Genomic DNA, 17,187 nt, shown 5'->3' with positions numbered 1-17,187 from the left:
GTCGCTCAAGGGTTCAGGACAGGGTGGGTGCCAGCGCCTGCAGCAGGGCTGCTCCGCGCGGTGTGTGGGCAGCAAGCGTGACGAGCCGGCTCGCATCATCGTTGGCATACAGCCAAATGGCAACATCTGCCGCCGGCAGGACGGCTGCCGCCTTGTCCGGCCACTCGGCCAGCTTCAGGCCGGGGCTGGCGAAGATGTCGCGAAAGCCTGCATCCTCCCACTCGCGTGGATCGCTGAAGCGGTAGAAATCGAAATGCCAGATGTCCAGGCCGGGCGCCTGGTGCGGCTCAACCACGGCGTAGGTCGGGCTCTTGATGCGCCCGGCTACGCCCAGGGCGCGCAGCAGGTGGCGCACCAGCGTAGTCTTGCCCGCGCCCAGGTCGCCGTGCAGCGTGATGAAGGCGTTGCGCAGCGCAGGCTGGCCGGCCAGGGCGCGGGCGAAACGCTGCGTCGCCTCCTCGTCTGCCCATGTCAGCGATGCGGATGCAAGCGCACCGGCCAGGAGGCTTCCTACAATTTCGGCGCTATGGTGGTCAGCAGCAGTCAACTCGTTCCTCTCATCCGGCAATGGGCGCGTGAACTGGGATTTTCCCAAATCGGCATCGCCGGCGTGGATCTGGCCAGCGCCGAGCCTGGGCTGGCGCAGTGGCTGGCCGCCGGCTTTCACGGCGACATGCAGTACATGGCGGCGCATGGTATGCGCCGGGCCAGGCCGGCGGAGCTGGTGCCGGGCACCGTCAGCGTCATCACCGCGCGCATGGATTATTTGCCGCGCGATACGCCGGCGGGCTGGCAGGCCGTCGAGTTCGAGCGCCTGGCGCGCCCGTCCGAGGGCGTGGTCTCGGTCTATGCCCGGGGCCGGGACTATCACAAGGTGCTGCGCGCACGGCTGCAAAAACTCAGCGACCGCATCGCCGAGGCGCTCGGCCCCTTCGGCCACCGGGTGTTCACCGACTCGGCCCCGGTGCTGGAGGCCGAGCTGGCCAGCCGCAGCGGCCAGGGCTGGCGTGGCAAGCACACGCTGGTGCTGTCGCGCGAGGCCGGCTCCATGTTCTTCCTGGGCGAGATCTATGTGGACATGCCGCTTGAGCCGACCGAGCCGGTCACAGCGCACTGCGGCAGTTGCCAGGCCTGCATGGATATCTGCCCGACCGGGGCCATCGTGGCGCCGCACCGCGTCGATGCACGGCGTTGCATTTCTTACCTGACCATCGAACACGCCGGGCCAATTCCACTTGCCTTGCGCTCGCTCATGGGCAATCGCATCTACGGCTGTGATGATTGCCAGCTGATATGCCCCTGGAACAAATTCGCCCAAGTCAGCAGCCTGCCCGACTTCGACCAGCGCGCCGGTCTGTCCGGCCAGCAGCTGGCGGCGCTGTTCGGCTGGGACGAAGCCACCTTTCTGCGGCTGACCGAGGGCGGCCCCATCCGGCGCATCGGACACGAGCGCTGGCTGCGCAACATTGCTGTGGCCCTGGGCAATGCTCTGCGCGTGGCCGATGCAGCGCAGGCGGCGTCCCTGCGCGCTGCCCTGCAGGCGCGGCTGGCGCACCCTTCGCCCTTGGTGGTTGAGCATGTACATTGGGCGTTGGCTCAGCAACCACCCTGAACAAGCTCCATGCCTGATGAGCGCCGCAAGCCCGTTGCCAGCCTCCTGAAGCGGGATCGATGGTCGCGCTCTCAGATCTTGATTGCGCTGGCCCTGGCCGGGCTGCTGGCGGCCCTGGCTGCCTACTGGTCGGTGCTGCTGACCAGCCACCGCGAGCAGCAGCGCGAAGTCGAGGCGCAGACCTGGCTGCGCGCGGGGCAGATGGCGCAATCGGCCTCGGTGCAGGTGCAGACGCTGCTGGCGGGGCTGGACTACACGCTGCAAAGCCTGGGCGCACTCTACGCCATGCGCGATCGGGCCGCGTTTGCCGACGCCGTGCAGGCCGTGCAGCAGGCCTACCCCGTGGGCACGGTGATGCAGGTGGCCGTGGCCGATGCGGCAGGCAACATCGTCTATTCCAGCCTGGAGCCGCAGGGCCAGCCGCGCACTTCCGTGACCATCCGCGACCGCGAGCATTTCGAGGTACATGCGCAGCAGCAGGTGCCGGGCATGTTCGTCAGCCGACCGGTGCTCGGGCGGGTGTCGCAGCGCTGGTCGATCCAGCTCAGCCGGGCGCTGCAGCGCGATGGCGTGTTCATCGGGGTGCTGGTGCTGTCGCTGTCGCCAGACCACATCGCACAGTATTTCGAAGCCCTGGCCAGCGGCGCGGGCGATGTCATCGTCCTGCTGCGCAGCGATGGCAGCTATCTGGCACGCTCGCAGCGCCAAAACGAGGTGCTGGGCACTTCGGTGCCGCCGGATCGGGCCGGGTTCTTCCAGGGCCACCAGGACAGCGGACGCTACAGCATCGACTCCCCCATGGATGGCCTGTGGCGCCTGTACGCCTGGCACCGGGTCGAGGCGCTGCCCCTCGTGGTCAGTGCCGGCATGGATCACAACCGGGCGCTGGCACCGGTGCGCGCCGAGTTCGTGCGCATCGTGACGCGTAACGCTGTGGGCACGGCCTTGATCCTGGCGGGCTTCGTCGCCGCAGCGTGGCTGGCGCTGCTGCGCGAGCGCAGCGAACGTCTGCAACAACAGGAAAAGGAGCGCTACGCTCGCCTGGCGCAACAGGCCATTGCCCTGAGCGAGGAGCGTCTGCGCGCAACGATGCGTGCCGTGCGCGATGGCCTGTGGGAGTGGGATCGCAGCAGTGGCGTGGTGCTGTTGGACGCTCGCTGTGCGGAAATCCTAGGCCACACCGGTGGGCCGATGACCCTGGACGCAGAGCGTTTCATGGCGCATGTGCATCCAGCCGACAGGCAGCGGCTGCACACCCGGCTGCGGCAGCACTTGGCCAGCGGCGAGGAGTTTCGCGTCGAGATCCGCCTGCGCACGGCGGCCGGCGGCTGGCGCAGCATCGAGTCGCGCGGCGAGGTCACGCAGCGCGACGACAGCGGCAGGGCCTTGCAGATGCTGGGCACGCAAACCGACATCCAGCAGCGGGTCGAGCAGACCAACCTGATCCATGCCCTGCTGGACAGAAGCAGCGCCCTGGTGCTGATGGCAACCCCGCAGCGCCGCATCGCCTATGCCAACGAGCGCGCCGCCCAGGCGTTCGGCCTGGCAGTGGGCACGCAGGCCCTGCAGGCGCAGCCCTCGTTCAGGCTGCTGCATCTGGACGACGCCAGCTTCACGCGCTTCCACGAGGTCTATGCCGCGCTGCAGCAGCATGGTCAGGCGCGCATCGAGTTGCAGTTGCGCCTGGCCGACGGCAGCGTCCACTGGTTCGACGTGCAGGGCAGCCGGCTCGATCCGCAGCAGGAGGGCGAAGGCGAAATCATCTGGACTTTGCTGGACATCGATGCGCGCCGCCGGGCAGAAAGCGCGCTGGAACATGCCCGGCGCACCCTGGGCGTCATCATCGATCGCTTTCCTTCCGGCGTGCTGGTGGCGGACGCACAGGATTGGCAGATCGTGGCCGCCAACCGGCAGTTGCTGGAGCTGCTGGGGCTGCAGGCGTCTGCGCCGCCCCTGGTAGGCCTGGCGGTCGCGCAACTGCCGGCCCTTGTGCCCGAGTCCCTGGCGCAGGCGCTGCTGCGCAGCGACGGCCAGGGCGGCTTTGCCGAAGGCAAGAGCCTGCAGGCGCTGGCCGGCGAGCGCTTCCTGGAGATCGAATCCTTTGCCTTGCTCGACCAGGGCCGGCGCATCGGCCACTGCTGGGTCTTCAGCGACGTGACCGAGCGGCGCCAGCGCGAAACCCGGCTGGAGACGATGGCGCTGACCGATGCCCTGACCGGGGAGCCCAACCGGCGTGCCTTCCTGGAGCGGCTGGACACGGAGATGCAGCACCTGCGCGCCGGACTGGTTGGGCACGCCGCGCTGGTCATGCTGGACATCGACCATTTCAAGCGCGTCAACGATACCTGGGGCCACGCCGCCGGCGACGTGGTGCTGCGCGAGATGGCCCAGACCCTGGCGCAGGCGCTGCGCCGTCAGGACATGGTGGGGCGCATCGGTGGCGAGGAATTCGCACTGCTGCTGTCCGGCGCCAATGCCGAGGTGGCCCTGGAGCGTGCCGAGGAGCTGCGCCTGCTGATCGCCGGGCGCGAGATTTTGCTGCCCGACAGCACTGCGCTGCACATCACCATCAGCCTGGGTGTCTGCAGCATGGAGGCCGAGGACGAGTCCGGCCTGATTGCCCTGGAGCGAGCCGATACCGCCATGTATTTTTCCAAGCGCAGCGGGCGCAACCGCACGACCTGCTGGTCGGCTGATCTGCCCGCCATGGCCGAGCCTGCGCCTGTGGCGCGGTGAGCCGGCGGCAACTGGATTTATTTTTGAGAAGCGTTTCGATTGTTGAATGAGAATCGCTATCATTATGATTAAAATCAAGCTGCGCTCATGTTGAGCCACTGGCGCGCGTACCGGGTATGCGCGCCAGCCTGCTTCCATCACCTCTCCCGCACCAGCCAGCCTGCGCCAGCCCGTGCCTTCTGACAAGGAACTTGCACTGTGCTGCACATGCATCCGCTGGTTCTGGCGCTCGCCAGTGCCGGCCTGACTGGTCTTGCCGCTCCCTTGTGGGCGCAAGAGCCGCCTTCGCCCCTGCCTGCATCGCCTCTGCCCGCCGGCACGTCTTCTGCGGCGCCGCTGTTGGCCGATGCGGCCACGCTCAGAGCCGTCACTGTCAGCGCCACGCGCACCGAGCGCACGATCGATGAGGTGCCGGTCACCGTCACCGTGACCGAGCGCGCCGACATCGAGCGGCGCGACCCGCGCAACCTGAAGGACTTGCTCGACGACGAGATCGACCTGTCGGTGCGCAGCGCCCCGACGCGTTTCAGTGTGGCCAGTCCGACCGGGCGCGCCGGGGTCGAAGGCATCAACATCCGTGGCCTGGAGGGCAACCAGGTCTTGATGACGGTCGATGGCATCCGCGTGCCCAATGCGTTTTCGTTCGCTGCGTTTTCCACCGGGCGCGGCGACTATGTGAGCCCCGACGGGCTCAAGAGCGTGGAGGTGCTGCGCGGGCCGGCATCGATGCAGTTCGGCAGCGATGGCCTGGCCGGTGCGGTCAGCTTTCGCACGCTTGACCCGGGCGACGTGTTGCAGGGCGATGTGCGCCTGGGAGGCTTTGCCCGCAGCGGCTATGCCAGTGTCGATCGCTCGCGCTACGGCACGCTGGCCCTGGCCGGGCGCACGGGGCAGGGCAGCGGCCATTGGCAGGGCCTGTTGCTGGCCAGCCTGCGCGCTGGCCACCAGACCGGCAACCAGGGCAGCGACGACAGCCTGGACGAGCGCCGCACCGCGCCCAATCCGCTGGACTACGACAGCGGCTATGTGCTGGCCAAGGCGAGCTACGCCATCGATGGCGCACACCAGCTCGGTGCGACCCTGGAGGCACTGCGCCGCACGCAGGACACCCAGGTGTACTCGGGGCGCAAGAGCCCGCCGCTGGCCGATACCAGCGTCATCGGTCTGGAAAGTGACGACCGCGTGGCCCGCGAGCGCGTCTCGCTGGAGCACCGCTTTGCCGATCCGGACGCACGCGGTGTGCAGCGTGCTCAGACCACGCTGTACTGGCAGGACGCGCAGAGTCGGCAAAAGACCTGGGAAGACCGCTTCATCGCCCTCGACCGCACGCGCGACAACCGCTACCAGTCCCGGGTTTTTGGCTTTTCCAGCGTGCTGCAAAGCGACATCACGCTGGGCCTGCCCCAGCATCTGACCTATGGCCTGGACTGGAGCCGCGCCAGCAGCAGCGCCCTGCGCGACGGCACCGTACCGGCTGCGGGCGAGAGCTTCCCCACGCGCCCCTTTCCCAGTACGGCCTACACGCTGGCCGGCGCTTTCGTGCAAAGCGAAATGCCGTGGGGGGCGTTCAACCTGACGCCAGGGCTGCGCCTGGATCACTATGCCCTCGCGCCCTCGGCGGCTGGCTACGACGGCGAGGCGGTGTCACTGTCGGGCAGCGCCGTCAGCCCGCGCCTGGGCGTGCTGTGGCAGCTTTCGCCAGCGTTTGCTCCCTACGCCCAATGGTCGCGGGGCTTTCGCGCACCGACGCCCGACCAGGTCAACAACGGCTTTTCCAACCCCCTGCAGGGCTATGCCTCGATAGGCAACCCCCGGCTGCAGGCTGAGCGTGCCAAGAGCGTGGAAATCGGCGCACGCGGGCAGTTCGGTGCCTGGCGCTATGGCGTGGCGGCGTTCGACAACCGCTACCGGAACTTCATCGAGCAGGACATCGTGCAGGGCACGGGCCGGCCTGGCGATCCGATGGTGTTCCAGTACATCAACCTCAACGACGCGCGCATCCATGGCGCACAGCTGCGCGCCGAGTGGGCCATCGAGCGCCACTGGACGCTTGCCGCTGGCGTGGCCTACACCAAGGGCTACAGCACCGAAGCAGGCAGGCGCACGCCGCTGGAGAGCGTCAATCCGCTTAAGGCCACGCTCAGCGTGCGCTACGAGCGCGCGCGCTGGGGCCTGGAGGCGCTCGCCGTGCATTACGGCCGCAAGTCGCCCAGTAGCGTGCAGCCGGTCAGTGCCTCGCCTTCCAGCCCAGGGGCTGGCGGCCCGGCCTTCATTCCGCGCGCGGCCACCGTCATCGACGTGGGCGCCCATTACCAGTTCACGCCTCGCCTGGCGCTGCAGGCGCGCATCGGCAATCTGCTGGACACGACGTATTGGCGCTGGCAGGACGCGCGCGGCCTGGCTGCCAGCAGCCAGGTGCTGGATGCCTACAGCGCACCCGGACGCAACGTGCAGCTGTCGGTCAAGTACGACTTTTGAGATTTTTCCGGAGCACTTACCCATGAATACCGCCATGAATGCCACCCCGTGACCAGGCTCGACCTGAGTAGCCTCAACGCCGAAGCCTGGGATTTCGCGCTGCGCCAGCAGACCCTGCACCTGGCCACCTGCGATGCCGCAGGCCTGCCCGAGGCCAGCTACGCGCCCTACGTCGAGCAGGGCCGCGAACTCTACGTCTATGTCAGCGAGATTGCCCGCCATTGGCGCAATCTGGCCGCCAGCGGGCGCTGTGCGGTGCTGTTCATCGAAAGCGAGGCCGAAGCCAAGACGCCATTTGCACGCCAGCGCCTCGCGCTGCAATGCACCGCCCGGGAGGTGGCGCGCGGCGGCGCCGACTTCGACGCCGTGATGGCGCTGTTTCGGCTGCGCTTTGGCAAGATGATGAATGTGCTCGAACCCATGCAGGACTTTCACCTGTACCGCCTGACGCCGACCCAGGGCAGCTACGTCACCGGCTTCGCCCGGGCGTTTCGGATGGCGGGCGACGGACTCAGCGAGGTCAGCCACCGCAGCGACGAAGGCCATCGCACGGGCGATGCCGGTGCGCGTCGGGCGCTGTCCCAGGCCCTGGCAGGCTGAGGAGCGGGCCATGCCATACGACCATACTTTCGATGCCGGCCTGCGCGCGCAGTTCGAGCTGCGGCGCCGACAAGGCCAGCGCCACCGCGACATCGCCCAGGCCCTGGGCGTGTCCGAGGGCCGGCTGATCGCCGCGCACTGCCAGGCCCCTGGCGACGCGCGCCTGCAGGCCACGCCGCTGCAGCCCCACTGGTCGGCGCTCATCGGTGCATTGCATGAGCTGGGCCAGGTCATGGCGCTGACGCGCAACGCTGGTTGCGTCCACGAGGCCATTGGCCGCTATCCGGCGTCACTCGCTGGCACGGGCCGGGTGGCGGGCGAAGGCTTCGAGCTGCAATTGCACTACGCCCGCTGGGCAGGCGGCTTCGGCGTCGCCGAGCAGGGCGTCCGAGGCGGGTTGCAGCGCAGCCTGCAGTTCTTCGACGCTGGCGGCCAGGCTATCCACAAGGTAGTGCTGCAGTCGGGCAGCACGCAGGAGGCATTTGGGCCGCTGCTGGCGCGCTTCGCCGGCACGCAGCCAACGGCGTTCGAGCCAGTGCCCGCAGCGCAGCCGGCTCCAGCGCCGATGCCGGCAGCAGCCACGCAGCACGCAGCCGGCGTGCAGCGTCTCCTTGAATGGGCGGCGCAGCAGGCGCTGGCACTGACCGTGCGCGTGGCCAACCCGGGGGCCGAGCAGTCGCGCAGCGCAGCGGTGCAACGCATCGCTGTGATGGGGCCGTGGCTGAACATCCTCGACCCCGGCTTCAATCTGCACTTGCGGGCCGACTGGATCGACCGCACCGAACGGCATTCCAGCGCCGTGCGCGCCGTGCCGATGCTGCAGGTGTGCGCTGCCGGCGGCGCCCTGCTGTGCAGCATCGAGCCGGCGTCGGATGCGGATGCGGTGCGCTGGGCCGCGCTGGTGGACGTGGCCTTGCCGGAGTGCGTCGCATGAGCCGCGCCGCCTTGTCGGCCCCATCGCCGGCCCCATCGCCGGCCCGGTCGCGCCGCGCCGGCCTGCGCCTGGCTCTGGGCGCTGCGGCCCTGGCCGGCACGCCCTGGGCGTGGAGCGCCGGCGCTGCGGCCCCCGGGCGCGTCGTCAGCGTCGGCGGGGCCATCACCGAGATCATCTATGCGCTGGGTGCGGGCGGGGCGCTGGTCGGTGTTGACAGCACCTCCACCTATCCGCCCGAAGCCACGCGCCAGCCCGTCGTGGGCTACGCCCGGGCGCTGTCGAGCGAGGGCATCCTGGCGCTGGCGCCGGCGCTGGTCGTCGCCAGCGAGGAAGCCGGCCCGCCACTGGTGCTGCGCCAGTTGCAAGGCGCGGGCGTGCCGGTGCAGGTGCTGGCTGCCCACCACCGCTTCGAGGGCCTGCTCACGCGCGTGGCGCGCCTGGGGGAGCTGCTTGGCCGGCAGGACGCGGCAGCGCAACTGGCGCAGCGGCTGCGTGCCGACTGGCAAGCGGCGCGCGCCCGTGTGGCCGGCCAGCGTGCTGCCGGGCCGCGCGTGCTGTTCGTGCTCTCGCACAGTCCCAGCCAGATCGTCGTCGGCGGCCAGGGCAGCGCCGCCGAGGCCATGCTGCACTATGCCGGCGCGCGCAATGCCGTACAGTCGTTTGCCGGCTTCAAGCCGCTGACGCCCGAGGCCGTGGTGGCCGCGCAGCCCGACGTGGTGCTGTTGACCGAGCAGGGCCTGCAGGCGATCGGTGGGCTGGAAGGAGCGCTCAAGCTCCCTGGGCTGCAGCACACGCCTGCGGGACGGGCGCGGCGCATCGTCGCGCACGACGCGCTGCTCCTGCTGGGCTTTGGCCCGCGCTTGCCGGTAGCCCTGGCAGCGCTGGATGCCAGCCTGCGCGAAGCCATGGGGGCTGCGTCATGAGTATTCGCCAGCTTGCTGATGACTTCGTTTTTGATAGCTGCTTGCGCTTGCCTGGTAAGGGTTTAAGACATATTTCATATAAAAACAAGGTGTTGCCATGCGGGGGCTGCCATGAGCGCTGACAGCCTGGCCCTGCCAGCCAGCGCCCGCCGGGTGGCGTTGCGCCAGCTGGTGCAGCGCCGGCCTGCGCTGGCGGTGCTGCTGTCGATTGCGGCCAGCATCGGGCTGGCCTTGGCCTGTGGAGCGGTGCAGGTGGCGCCGGGCGACTGGGGCGCGCCACTGCGGGATGGCCCGCTGTCGGGCAGCGCCTATGTGTTGTGGCATCTGCGCCTGCCACGCATCGCCCTGGCCCTGCTGGTGGGGGCCGCGCTGGGGCTGTCCGGCGCTCTGACGCAAGGGCTGTTTCGCAATCCCCTGGCTGATCCTGGCTTGCTGGGCGTGAGCAGTGGTGCAGCCTGCGCAGTCGCCCTGAGCATCGTGTTCCTCTCGGCCCTGCCGGCCCTGCCGGTGGCGCTGCGTCCCTGGCTGCTGCCGCTGGCGGCATTTGCCGGCGCCGTGGGCGTGTGCCTGGCGCTCGATCGCGTCGCGCGCTGGCTGACGGCGGATTCCATCACCGGCCTGTTGCTGACGGGTATTGCCCTGAACGCGTTGGCAGCGGCGGTGATCGGCCTGTGTACCTATCTGGCCAGTGACGAGCAGTTGCGCAGCCTGACGTTCTGGACGCTGGGCTCGCTGGCCGGCGCCAACTGGCCGGTGGTGGCCGTGCTGGCGGCGCTGCTGTTGGCGGCGCTGTGGCAGGTGCGCCGGTTGCTGCGCGTGATGAATGCGCTGGCCCTGGGCGAGGCCGCCGCCGCGCATGTTGGCGTCAACGTGCGCCAACTGCGCACCTGGGTGGTGGTGCTGGTGGCGCTGCTGTGCGGTGTAGCCGTCGCCTGGTGCGGAATGATCGGTTTCATCGGCCTGGTGGCCCCGCACATCGTGCGCAGCCTGGCCGGGCCAGACCAGCGCCGCGTTGCCCCGCTGGCCATGGGCGTGGGGGCGTTGCTGCTGCTGGTGGCCGATACGCTGGCGCGCAGCGTGGCAATACCGGCCGAGGTGCCGGTGGGCATTTTTACCGCACTGTTCGGGGCGCCGTTTTTCTTGTTGCTGCTGTTGGCCGCGCGCCGAAGGGGGCTGGCATGAGCGCGCCGCTGCTGGTGCTGGAGCAGGCCGGGGTGCGGCTGGGCCGGCAGGATTTCGGCCCCTTCACGCTGCAGGTCGCAGCAGGTGAGCACATCGCCATCCTCGGGCCGAGTGGCGCCGGCAAGTCCACGCTGATGAAGCTGCTGGCGCGCGAACTCGCGCCTGTGCGGGGCCGTGTGCTGCTGCAGGGTCGAGCGCTGGCAGATTGGCCTCTGCAGGCTCTCAGCCGCCGGCGTGCGGTGCTGCCCCAGGGCCACGACGTGGCCTTCGGCCTGCCGGTCGATCTGGTGGTTGCGCTGGGGCGTGTGGCGCTGGCCCACGACCCGCAGCAGGCCCGCATCGTCGAGCAGGCAGCGGCACTGGCCCGCGCGCAGCATCTCTTGGGGCGGCGCTTTGACACCCTGTCGGGCGGCGAGCGCGCGCGCGTGCAATTGGCCCGCGTGTTCGCCCAGCTGTGGGACGAGGAGGAGGCGCTGGTGATGGTCGATGAGCCGCTGGCTGCGCTCGATCCGGGTCTGCAGCTACAGCTGATGGATGCCATGCTCGGCTTTGCCCGCACACGCGGCCATGCGGTGCTCGCCATCCTGCACGACGTGAACCAGGCGCTGCGCGATTTCGAGCGCTTGCTGCTGGTGCAGCGCGGCGCGCTGGCTGGCGATATGGCCGTCGATGTGGCCGGCGGCAGCGGGGCGTTGGCTGCGCTGGAGCGCCTCTATGGCGTGCGCTTTGCCAGTGCCATGACGGCGGATGGCGAGTGCGTCACTGCTGCGGTGCGCGCACTGGAGCCGGCCTGAATGCTCAGAGCGTGTTTACGATCCCCGCGCGGGTGCGCGAGCGCGGCCTCGGGCGGTCTGCGGCGTTGCAAATCCTCGCGATAGCACGGGCTATCGCTGCGGTTTGCGCCTGGCAACCCATCCCGATCCGCACCCGCGCCCCTGCGCGCGGAGATCGTAAACACGCTCTCAGAGCAGCACTCCCAGCGCCAACGGCAGGCTGGCCAGCGCCAGCAGCGTCGAGAGCGTGATCAACCCGGCCACATAAGGCCCGTTGTAGCCCATGCGCACGGCCAGCACGTAGCAGCTCGATGCCGTCGGCAGCGCAGAAAACGCCAGCAGCACGCTGCGCTGCACGCTGTCGAGCGCGAACACGTGCGCCAGCGCCCAGGCCCACAGCGGCAGCAGCAGGTGGCGGATGGCCAGCAGCACGGTGCTCAGGGTGCGATTGCCTTCCAGCAGCGCTCCCCATTGCAGCCCGGCGCCGGTGGCCATCAGCCCGAGGGCGATCGAGGCTGCGCCGATGCGCGCCACCGGCGCCGTGGCCCAGCCGGGCAGCGTGAGGCCGGCCAGGTTGCAGGCCAGGCCGCCGACCGTGGCGATGATCAACGGGTTGCGCGCCAGCTCGCGCAGCACGTGCTGCTCGCTGTGGCGCGCCATCGGCCAGACGGCAGCGACGTTGAGCAGCGGCACGCACACACCGATCAGTACAGCGATCATCTGCAGTCCGGCATCGCCGGCCACGCGCTCGGCCAGCGCCAGGGCGATGAAGGAGTTGAAGCGAAACGCCACCTGCGCCGCCCCGGCGTGGTCGCGCGCGTGCAGGTGCCGGCGCAGCCCCGGCAGGCGCGGCAGGAGCTGCGACAGTGCAATGCCGCCGCTGCTCAGCAGCAGCCCGGCGGCCATCAGCGCCGAAGTCTCGCTGACCTGGATGGGCGTCTTGACGATGGAGTGAAACAGCAGCACCGGGAACAGGAAGAAGTACACCAGCGCTTCCACGCTCTGCCAGACGCTGCGCCCCAGCAGGGTGTAGCGGCACACCAGGTAGCCTGCCAGGATCAGCGAGAAATCGGGCAGCAGCAGTTGGACGTAACCACCCATCATCAGGGGGCGCCAGCAGGGGCGCTGCAAGGCGACAGCCGCGTGATGGCGCCATCCGAGGCGAGCCAGTGGCCCATGGGCCGGCAGCGTCCGGCCAGGCACAGCTCGAAGTCGGCAGTGAACTCCGAGCGCGTGAGCAGCAGCGGCGTGGCTGGCTGGGCGGGCGGCTGGTAGCGGTACCAGCCCCCGTCCAGCCGCGCGTCAGGGGGCGGCTCCATGCCGGCGGCGGAGCCGCGCACCCGGGCCTGCAGCGCCCGCAGCGTGGCGGGCGGGCCGGGCAGGACGGCGTAGTCCTCCTCCCAGCGCACCTTTTCGATGGAATGCGTCCAAGCCAGGGTGAAGCGCTCGGCGGGCACGAAGATTGAGGCTGCCGGCGCAGCCGCCAGCGCCAGGCAGATGCCCAGTACTGTCATGTCTTCAGGCCGCTTCAGGTCGATGCCGCAGCGGTGTGCTGGCGCCGGCTGCGCCGCACATGCCATGCCAGGAACAGCGCCACGGCGGCCAGGCCGACCTCGTCGGTCAGCGGCGCCGCCACCACCAGCAGGCTGGCCGCTGCCACGGCGATCAGGCGCTCGGCCCAGTTCAGCGGCCCGAGCAGATAGCCGATGGCGCCTGCGCCCCACATGGCCACTGCCACCAGCGCCTTGAAGACCACCCAGGTGGTGTCTAGCCAGTCGCCCTGCTGCAGCATCAGTGCCGGGCTATAGACGGCCATGTAGGGCACGACGAAGCCGGCCACGGCGATGCGCACCGCCTGCAGGCCGATCTTCAGGCCGCTCTCGCGCGCGATCGGCGCCGCCGCAAAGGCTGCCAGGGCCACGGGCGGCGTCAGGTCGGCCATGATGCCGAAGTAGAAGACGAACATGTGCGAGACGATCAGCGGCACGCCCAGCTGCAGCAGTACCGGCGCAGCCAGCGAGCTGGTGATGATGTAGTTGGGAATGGTCGGAATGCCCATGCCCAGCACCAGGCAGGTCAGCATGGTCAGCAGCAGCGCCAGGAACAGGCTTTTCTCGCCGATCAGGATGATGCGCCCGCCCAGTTCGGCGGCCACGCCCGTGAGGTTGATGATGCCGATGATGACGCCCACCAGCGCGCAGGCGATGGCTACCGGCAGCGCGTGGCGTGCGCCGTCGGCCAGTGCGGCCAGGGCCAGGCGGCGTGCGTCGCCGCCGGTGCGCCGGATGTAGGTCAGCGCCACCAGCAGCAGGGTGACCACGATGAAGGTGCCCACGCCGAAGTAGAAGAAGCCCGCGCAGGCAAAGCCCAGCAGCACCCAGAACAGCACGCGCAGCGGCGTGCCCTGCACGCCGCTGGCCACAGCCGCGCCGAAGATCAGCACCACCGTGAGCGCCAGGCCGACGGTGCCCGAGAACATCGGCGTGTAGCCGGAAAACAGCAGCGTCACCAGGCCAATCAGCGGCAGCAGCAAATACCAGCGCAGGCGCACGGCAGTCCAGGGGTTGGGGCATTCCTCCTTGGGCAGGCCGGTGAGGCCCTTGCGCCCGGCCTCCAGATGCACCATCCAGAAGGCGGTGAAGAAGTACAGGATGGCCGGGATGACGGCGGCCTTGACGATGTCCACATAGGGTACGTTGATGGTCTCGGCCATGATGAAGGCCACCGCTCCCATCACGGGCGGCATGATTTGCCCGCCCATGCTGGCGGTAGCCTCGACGCCGCCGGCAAAGGCCGGGGCGTAGCCGAAGCGCTTCATCAGCGGGATGGTGAACTGCCCCGTCGTCACCACGTTGGCCACGCCCGAGCCGTTGATGGTGCCCATCAGCGCCGACGAGATCACTGACACCTTGGCCGGCCCGCCGCGCGTGTGGCCCACCGTGCCCAGGGCGAAGTCGTTGAACAGGTTGATCATCCCGGCCTGCTCCAGAAAGGCGCCGAACAGGATGAACAGGAAGATGTAGGTGGACGACACATAGGTCGGCGTGCCGTAGATGCCCTCGGTGCCGAAAGCCAGCGTGCCGACGATCTGATCGAGCCCGAAGCCCCGGTGCGCCAACATGCCCGGCAGGTACTGCCCGAATAGGCCGTAGAGCAGGAAAAGGCCGCAGATGAGCGGCAGGCCCCAGCCCATGGCGCGCCGCGCGGCCTCGAAGACCAGGGCGATCAGGGTCACGCCGATGACCCAGTCCATGGCGACCAGCTCGCCGGCGCGCGCCGTCAGGTCGGCCTCGAAGACCCAGTGGTACAGGCTGAAGACGAATCCGATCAGGCCCAGCGCCCTGCCCAGCACCCGACCCCAGCGCTGCGCTGCCGGGCTGCTCCGCTCCAGCGGCGGAAACAGGATGAAGATCATCAGCAGCACGAAGCCCACGTGGATGGCGCGGATGACCTGGCTGGACAGGGGGTGGAAGGCCGCCATCCACAACTGGTAGCTGGAAAACAGGATGGCCACCGCAAAGATGGCTCCGCGCAGTCCGCTGCGGCTGGAAGTGGTCTGTGTCTCGTTCATGGTCATGGTGCTTGGCCCGGGCGGCAGCTGTTGCTGCAATGAAAACGGCCCCTTGTCGGGGCCGGATCTGACGGGAAATGGCTTACTTGATCAGGCCCACTTCCTTGTAGTAGCGCTCGGCGCCCGGATGCAGCGGCACCGGCATCCCCTGGATGGCCTTGTCGCGCTGGATGGCCTTGGCGGCATTGTGTGCCGAGTGCAGCGTCTCCAGGTTCTCGTAGAGCTGCTTGGCCATCTGGTAGGCCAGCTCGTCGGGCACGCCCGCGTGCGTGACCAGGAAGTTGGGAATCGCCGCCGTGGGCACGTCCGCCGCCTGGCCGGTGTAGGTGCCGGCAGGGATGATGGCGCTTTGGTAGGCGGCGTCGCCCACCTTGGCCACGGTCTCGGCGGGCACGGGCACGACGATGATCTTCACCGCCGTGGCCAGGTCGCGGATGGAGGCCACGCCCAGGCCGGCGGATTGCAGCGTGGCGTCGAGCTGGCGGTTCTTGATCAACTCCACCGATTCGCCAAAGGGCAGGTACTCGACCTTGCCCAGATCCTTGTAGTCCAGGCCGGCGGCCTTGAGGATGGCGCGGGCGTTGAGCTCCGTGCCCGAGCGCGCCGCGCCGACCGAGACGCGCTTGCCCTTGAGATCGGCCAGCGTCTTGATGCCGGCATCGGCGTTGGCGACGATCTGGATGTAGTTGTTGTAGGTGGCCGACAGGCCGCGCAGCTTGTCGAGCTTTTTCGGGAAGCCCGCTTCGGCATCGCCCTTCCAGGCGTCCGATAGCGCATCGCCCAGGGTGAAGGCCAGCTCGCCACGGCCGGCCTGCAGCAGGTTCAGGTTCTCGGCCGAGGCCTTGGTCACCTGCGCCGTGGCGCGGGCGCCCGGGATGGTCTTGCCATAGACCTGCGACAGCGCCACGCCCAGCGGGTAGTACACGCCGCTTTGGCCGCCGGTCAGGACGTTGACGAATTGCTGCTGCGCGTGTGCGCCCGAGGTGGCGAGGAGGGCGCTCAGGCCGAGCCCGAGTCCGAGTTGACGAAGCCAGCGCATGTGGAAGTCTCCTGTATGTCGTGTGTGCTGCTGATGTGGCGGGGCAGAATAACGCAACTGCTGGCTGGCGGGCGGCTGGCCTGCAGGAGCCCGAGCAGGGTTTTCACCCATGGCGCGGGAAGCTTCGGGGTTTACCGGGGTTGAGAGCGTGGACGGCGCAGCCGTCCTGAGGAGGGCTGTGCGGCTGTGCCTGATCGTGCTCGCCGTGGGGCTACATCCATTGAATAATCTGTGCCATGGATTGCACCAAGACCCTGCGCCTGCGCATCAAGGACAAGCACCGCAAGATGCTGGCCGCGATGGCGCGCGAGGTCAATCAGGTCTGGAACTTCTGCGACGAGACCAGCCACCGCGCCATACGAGAGCGCCGCCAATGGCTATCGGGCTACGACCTGCAAAAGCTGACCAAGGGCTTCAGCAAATGCGAGGGCATCCACATCGGCTCGCCCACCGTGCAGCAGGTGTGTGAGTACTACGCCAAGGCCCGCAAGCAGTTCAAGAAAGCCAAGCTGCGCTGGCGTGTCTCCAACCCGCAAAGCAGCAAACACAGCCTGAGCTGGATTCCATTCAAGGCGCGGGCCTTGCAATACAAAGCGGGGCAGATTGCCTTTGCCGGCCAGAAATTCAGCCTCTGGGACAGCTACGGTCTGATGGATTACGAGCTACGTGCAGGCAGCTTCAGCCAAGACAGCCGGGGCCGCTGGTACTTGAATGTCGTCGTCAAGGTACAGGCCAAGGCCAGCGCGGGCACGGCCAGTATCGGTATCGACCTGGGGCTGAAAGAGGCGGCGGTGGCCTCCACGGGCGAACGCATCGAAGGGCGCTTTTACCGCAGACTCGAATGCCAGCTGGGCATCGCCCAGCGGGCACACAAAAAACAGCGCGTACGTGCCATCCACGCAAAAATTGCCAACCAGCGCAAAGACCTGCTGCATCAGTTCAGCACGCGGCTGGTGAAAAACAACGCCGCCATCTTCGTGGGCGACGTGGCCGGCGCCAAGCTGGTCAAAACCAAGATGGCCAAGAGCACGCTGGATGCGGGCTGGGCCAAATTAAAGACGATGTTGGAATACAAGAGCCATCAGGCCGGTATCGTCTTGGAGGTAGTGGGCGAGAGCTACACCACCCAGACTTGTTCGTGCTGCGGGAACATTCCCGCCAGCAGTCCGAAAGGTAGGGCAGGCCTGCGAATAAGAGAATGGACTTGCAGCGACTGCGGCGCGGCGCACGACCGCGACGTGAATGCGGCCAGGAACATTCTCGCGGCGGGACATCGCCGTCTTGCAGAAGGAATCCCCGCGCTTTAGGGCGGGGAGGATGTCAAGGGTTGTTCTGTCCC

At 68.5% G+C, this 17,187-nt stretch carries 14 protein-coding genes; 9 read left to right on the top strand and 5 right to left on the bottom strand.

What is annotated here, in order from left to right:
- Window positions 1-13 precede the first annotated feature (13 nt).
- A complete protein-coding gene (tsaE, locus tag IDM45_RS09360) occupies window positions 14-547 on the bottom strand; it encodes a tRNA (adenosine(37)-N6)-threonylcarbamoyltransferase complex ATPase subunit type 1 TsaE (RefSeq protein ID WP_408631669.1) in 534 nt (177 codons plus the stop codon).
- Between tsaE and queG the strand changes: the two genes are divergently transcribed.
- The 8 genes from queG (at window position 527) to IDM45_RS09320 (ending at window position 11,259) form a co-directional block, all read left to right on the top strand.
- A complete protein-coding gene (gene queG, locus IDM45_RS09355; protein ID WP_232654090.1) occupies window positions 527-1,612 on the top strand; it encodes a tRNA epoxyqueuosine(34) reductase QueG in 1,086 nt (361 codons plus the stop codon). The two genes, tsaE and queG, sit on opposite strands and share 21 nt — an antisense overlap.
- Window positions 1,613-1,621: 9 nt before the next feature.
- Window positions 1,622-4,348 (top strand): diguanylate cyclase, encoded by a 2,727-nt coding sequence (locus tag IDM45_RS09350; RefSeq protein ID WP_209422600.1) that lies wholly within the window; start codon window positions 1,622-1,624, stop codon window positions 4,346-4,348.
- Between the two features lie 207 nt (window positions 4,349-4,555).
- Complete coding sequence (locus IDM45_RS09345; protein WP_209422599.1) at window positions 4,556-6,826, top strand: TonB-dependent hemoglobin/transferrin/lactoferrin family receptor; 2,271 nt, start codon at window positions 4,556-4,558, stop codon at window positions 6,824-6,826.
- A gap of 48 nt (window positions 6,827-6,874) precedes the next feature.
- On the top strand, window positions 6,875-7,426 hold the full coding sequence (locus IDM45_RS09340) for a pyridoxamine 5'-phosphate oxidase family protein (RefSeq protein ID WP_209422598.1): 552 nt from the start codon (window positions 6,875-6,877) through the stop codon (window positions 7,424-7,426).
- A 10-nt stretch (window positions 7,427-7,436) separates the two neighbouring features.
- Window positions 7,437-8,360 carry a ChuX/HutX family heme-like substrate-binding protein gene (locus IDM45_RS09335; protein WP_209422597.1) on the top strand — a complete coding sequence of 308 codons (924 nt, stop codon included), beginning with the start codon at window positions 7,437-7,439 and terminating at the stop codon, window positions 8,358-8,360.
- The gene (locus IDM45_RS09330) at window positions 8,357-9,283 is read left to right on the top strand and encodes a heme/hemin ABC transporter substrate-binding protein (protein ID WP_209422596.1); all 927 of its coding nucleotides are present in this window, start codon (window positions 8,357-8,359) and stop codon (window positions 9,281-9,283) included. Before IDM45_RS09335 ends, IDM45_RS09330 begins: the two co-directional genes overlap by 4 nt.
- 111 nt (window positions 9,284-9,394) lie before the next feature.
- Window positions 9,395-10,465 (top strand): FecCD family ABC transporter permease, encoded by a 1,071-nt coding sequence (locus IDM45_RS09325; RefSeq protein WP_209422595.1) that lies wholly within the window; start codon window positions 9,395-9,397, stop codon window positions 10,463-10,465.
- Window positions 10,462-11,259, top strand: coding sequence for an ATP-binding cassette domain-containing protein (locus IDM45_RS09320; protein WP_209422594.1), 798 nt, complete (start codon window positions 10,462-10,464; stop codon window positions 11,257-11,259). Before IDM45_RS09325 ends, IDM45_RS09320 begins: the two co-directional genes overlap by 4 nt.
- A gap of 168 nt (window positions 11,260-11,427) precedes the next feature.
- Here the strand turns inward: IDM45_RS09320 and IDM45_RS09315 are convergent, their stop codons facing one another.
- The 4 genes from IDM45_RS09315 to IDM45_RS09300 all read right to left on the bottom strand — a co-directional run bounded on the left by IDM45_RS09315 (window position 11,428) and on the right by IDM45_RS09300 (window position 15,848).
- A complete protein-coding gene (locus tag IDM45_RS09315) occupies window positions 11,428-12,342 on the bottom strand; it encodes an AEC family transporter (RefSeq protein ID WP_209422593.1) in 915 nt (304 codons plus the stop codon).
- A complete protein-coding gene (locus tag IDM45_RS09310) occupies window positions 12,342-12,752 on the bottom strand; it encodes a DUF1850 domain-containing protein (RefSeq protein WP_209422592.1) in 411 nt (136 codons plus the stop codon). The genes IDM45_RS09315 and IDM45_RS09310 overlap by 1 nt, the downstream gene beginning before the upstream one ends.
- A gap of 14 nt (window positions 12,753-12,766) precedes the next feature.
- Window positions 12,767-14,815: a TRAP transporter permease gene (locus tag IDM45_RS09305; RefSeq protein WP_209422591.1), complete on the bottom strand. Its 2,049-nt coding sequence runs from the start codon at window positions 14,813-14,815 to the stop codon at window positions 12,767-12,769.
- Window positions 14,816-14,891: 76 nt separating this feature from the next.
- On the bottom strand, window positions 14,892-15,848 hold the full coding sequence (locus IDM45_RS09300) for a TAXI family TRAP transporter solute-binding subunit (RefSeq protein WP_209422590.1): 957 nt from the start codon (window positions 15,846-15,848) through the stop codon (window positions 14,892-14,894).
- A gap of 236 nt (window positions 15,849-16,084) precedes the next feature.
- Between IDM45_RS09300 and IDM45_RS09295 the strand changes: the two genes are divergently transcribed.
- Complete coding sequence (locus IDM45_RS09295) at window positions 16,085-17,155, top strand: RNA-guided endonuclease InsQ/TnpB family protein (protein ID WP_267912108.1); 1,071 nt, start codon at window positions 16,085-16,087, stop codon at window positions 17,153-17,155.
- Window positions 17,156-17,187: the final 32 nt, after the last annotated feature.

It is taken from the genome of Melaminivora jejuensis, from assembly GCF_017811175.1.
GTDB classification, from domain to species: Bacteria; Pseudomonadota; Gammaproteobacteria; order Burkholderiales; family Burkholderiaceae_C; genus Melaminivora; species Melaminivora jejuensis.
The sequence above is the reverse complement of the archived record's forward strand: the minus strand, read 5'-3'. Positions and strand labels throughout refer to the sequence as shown.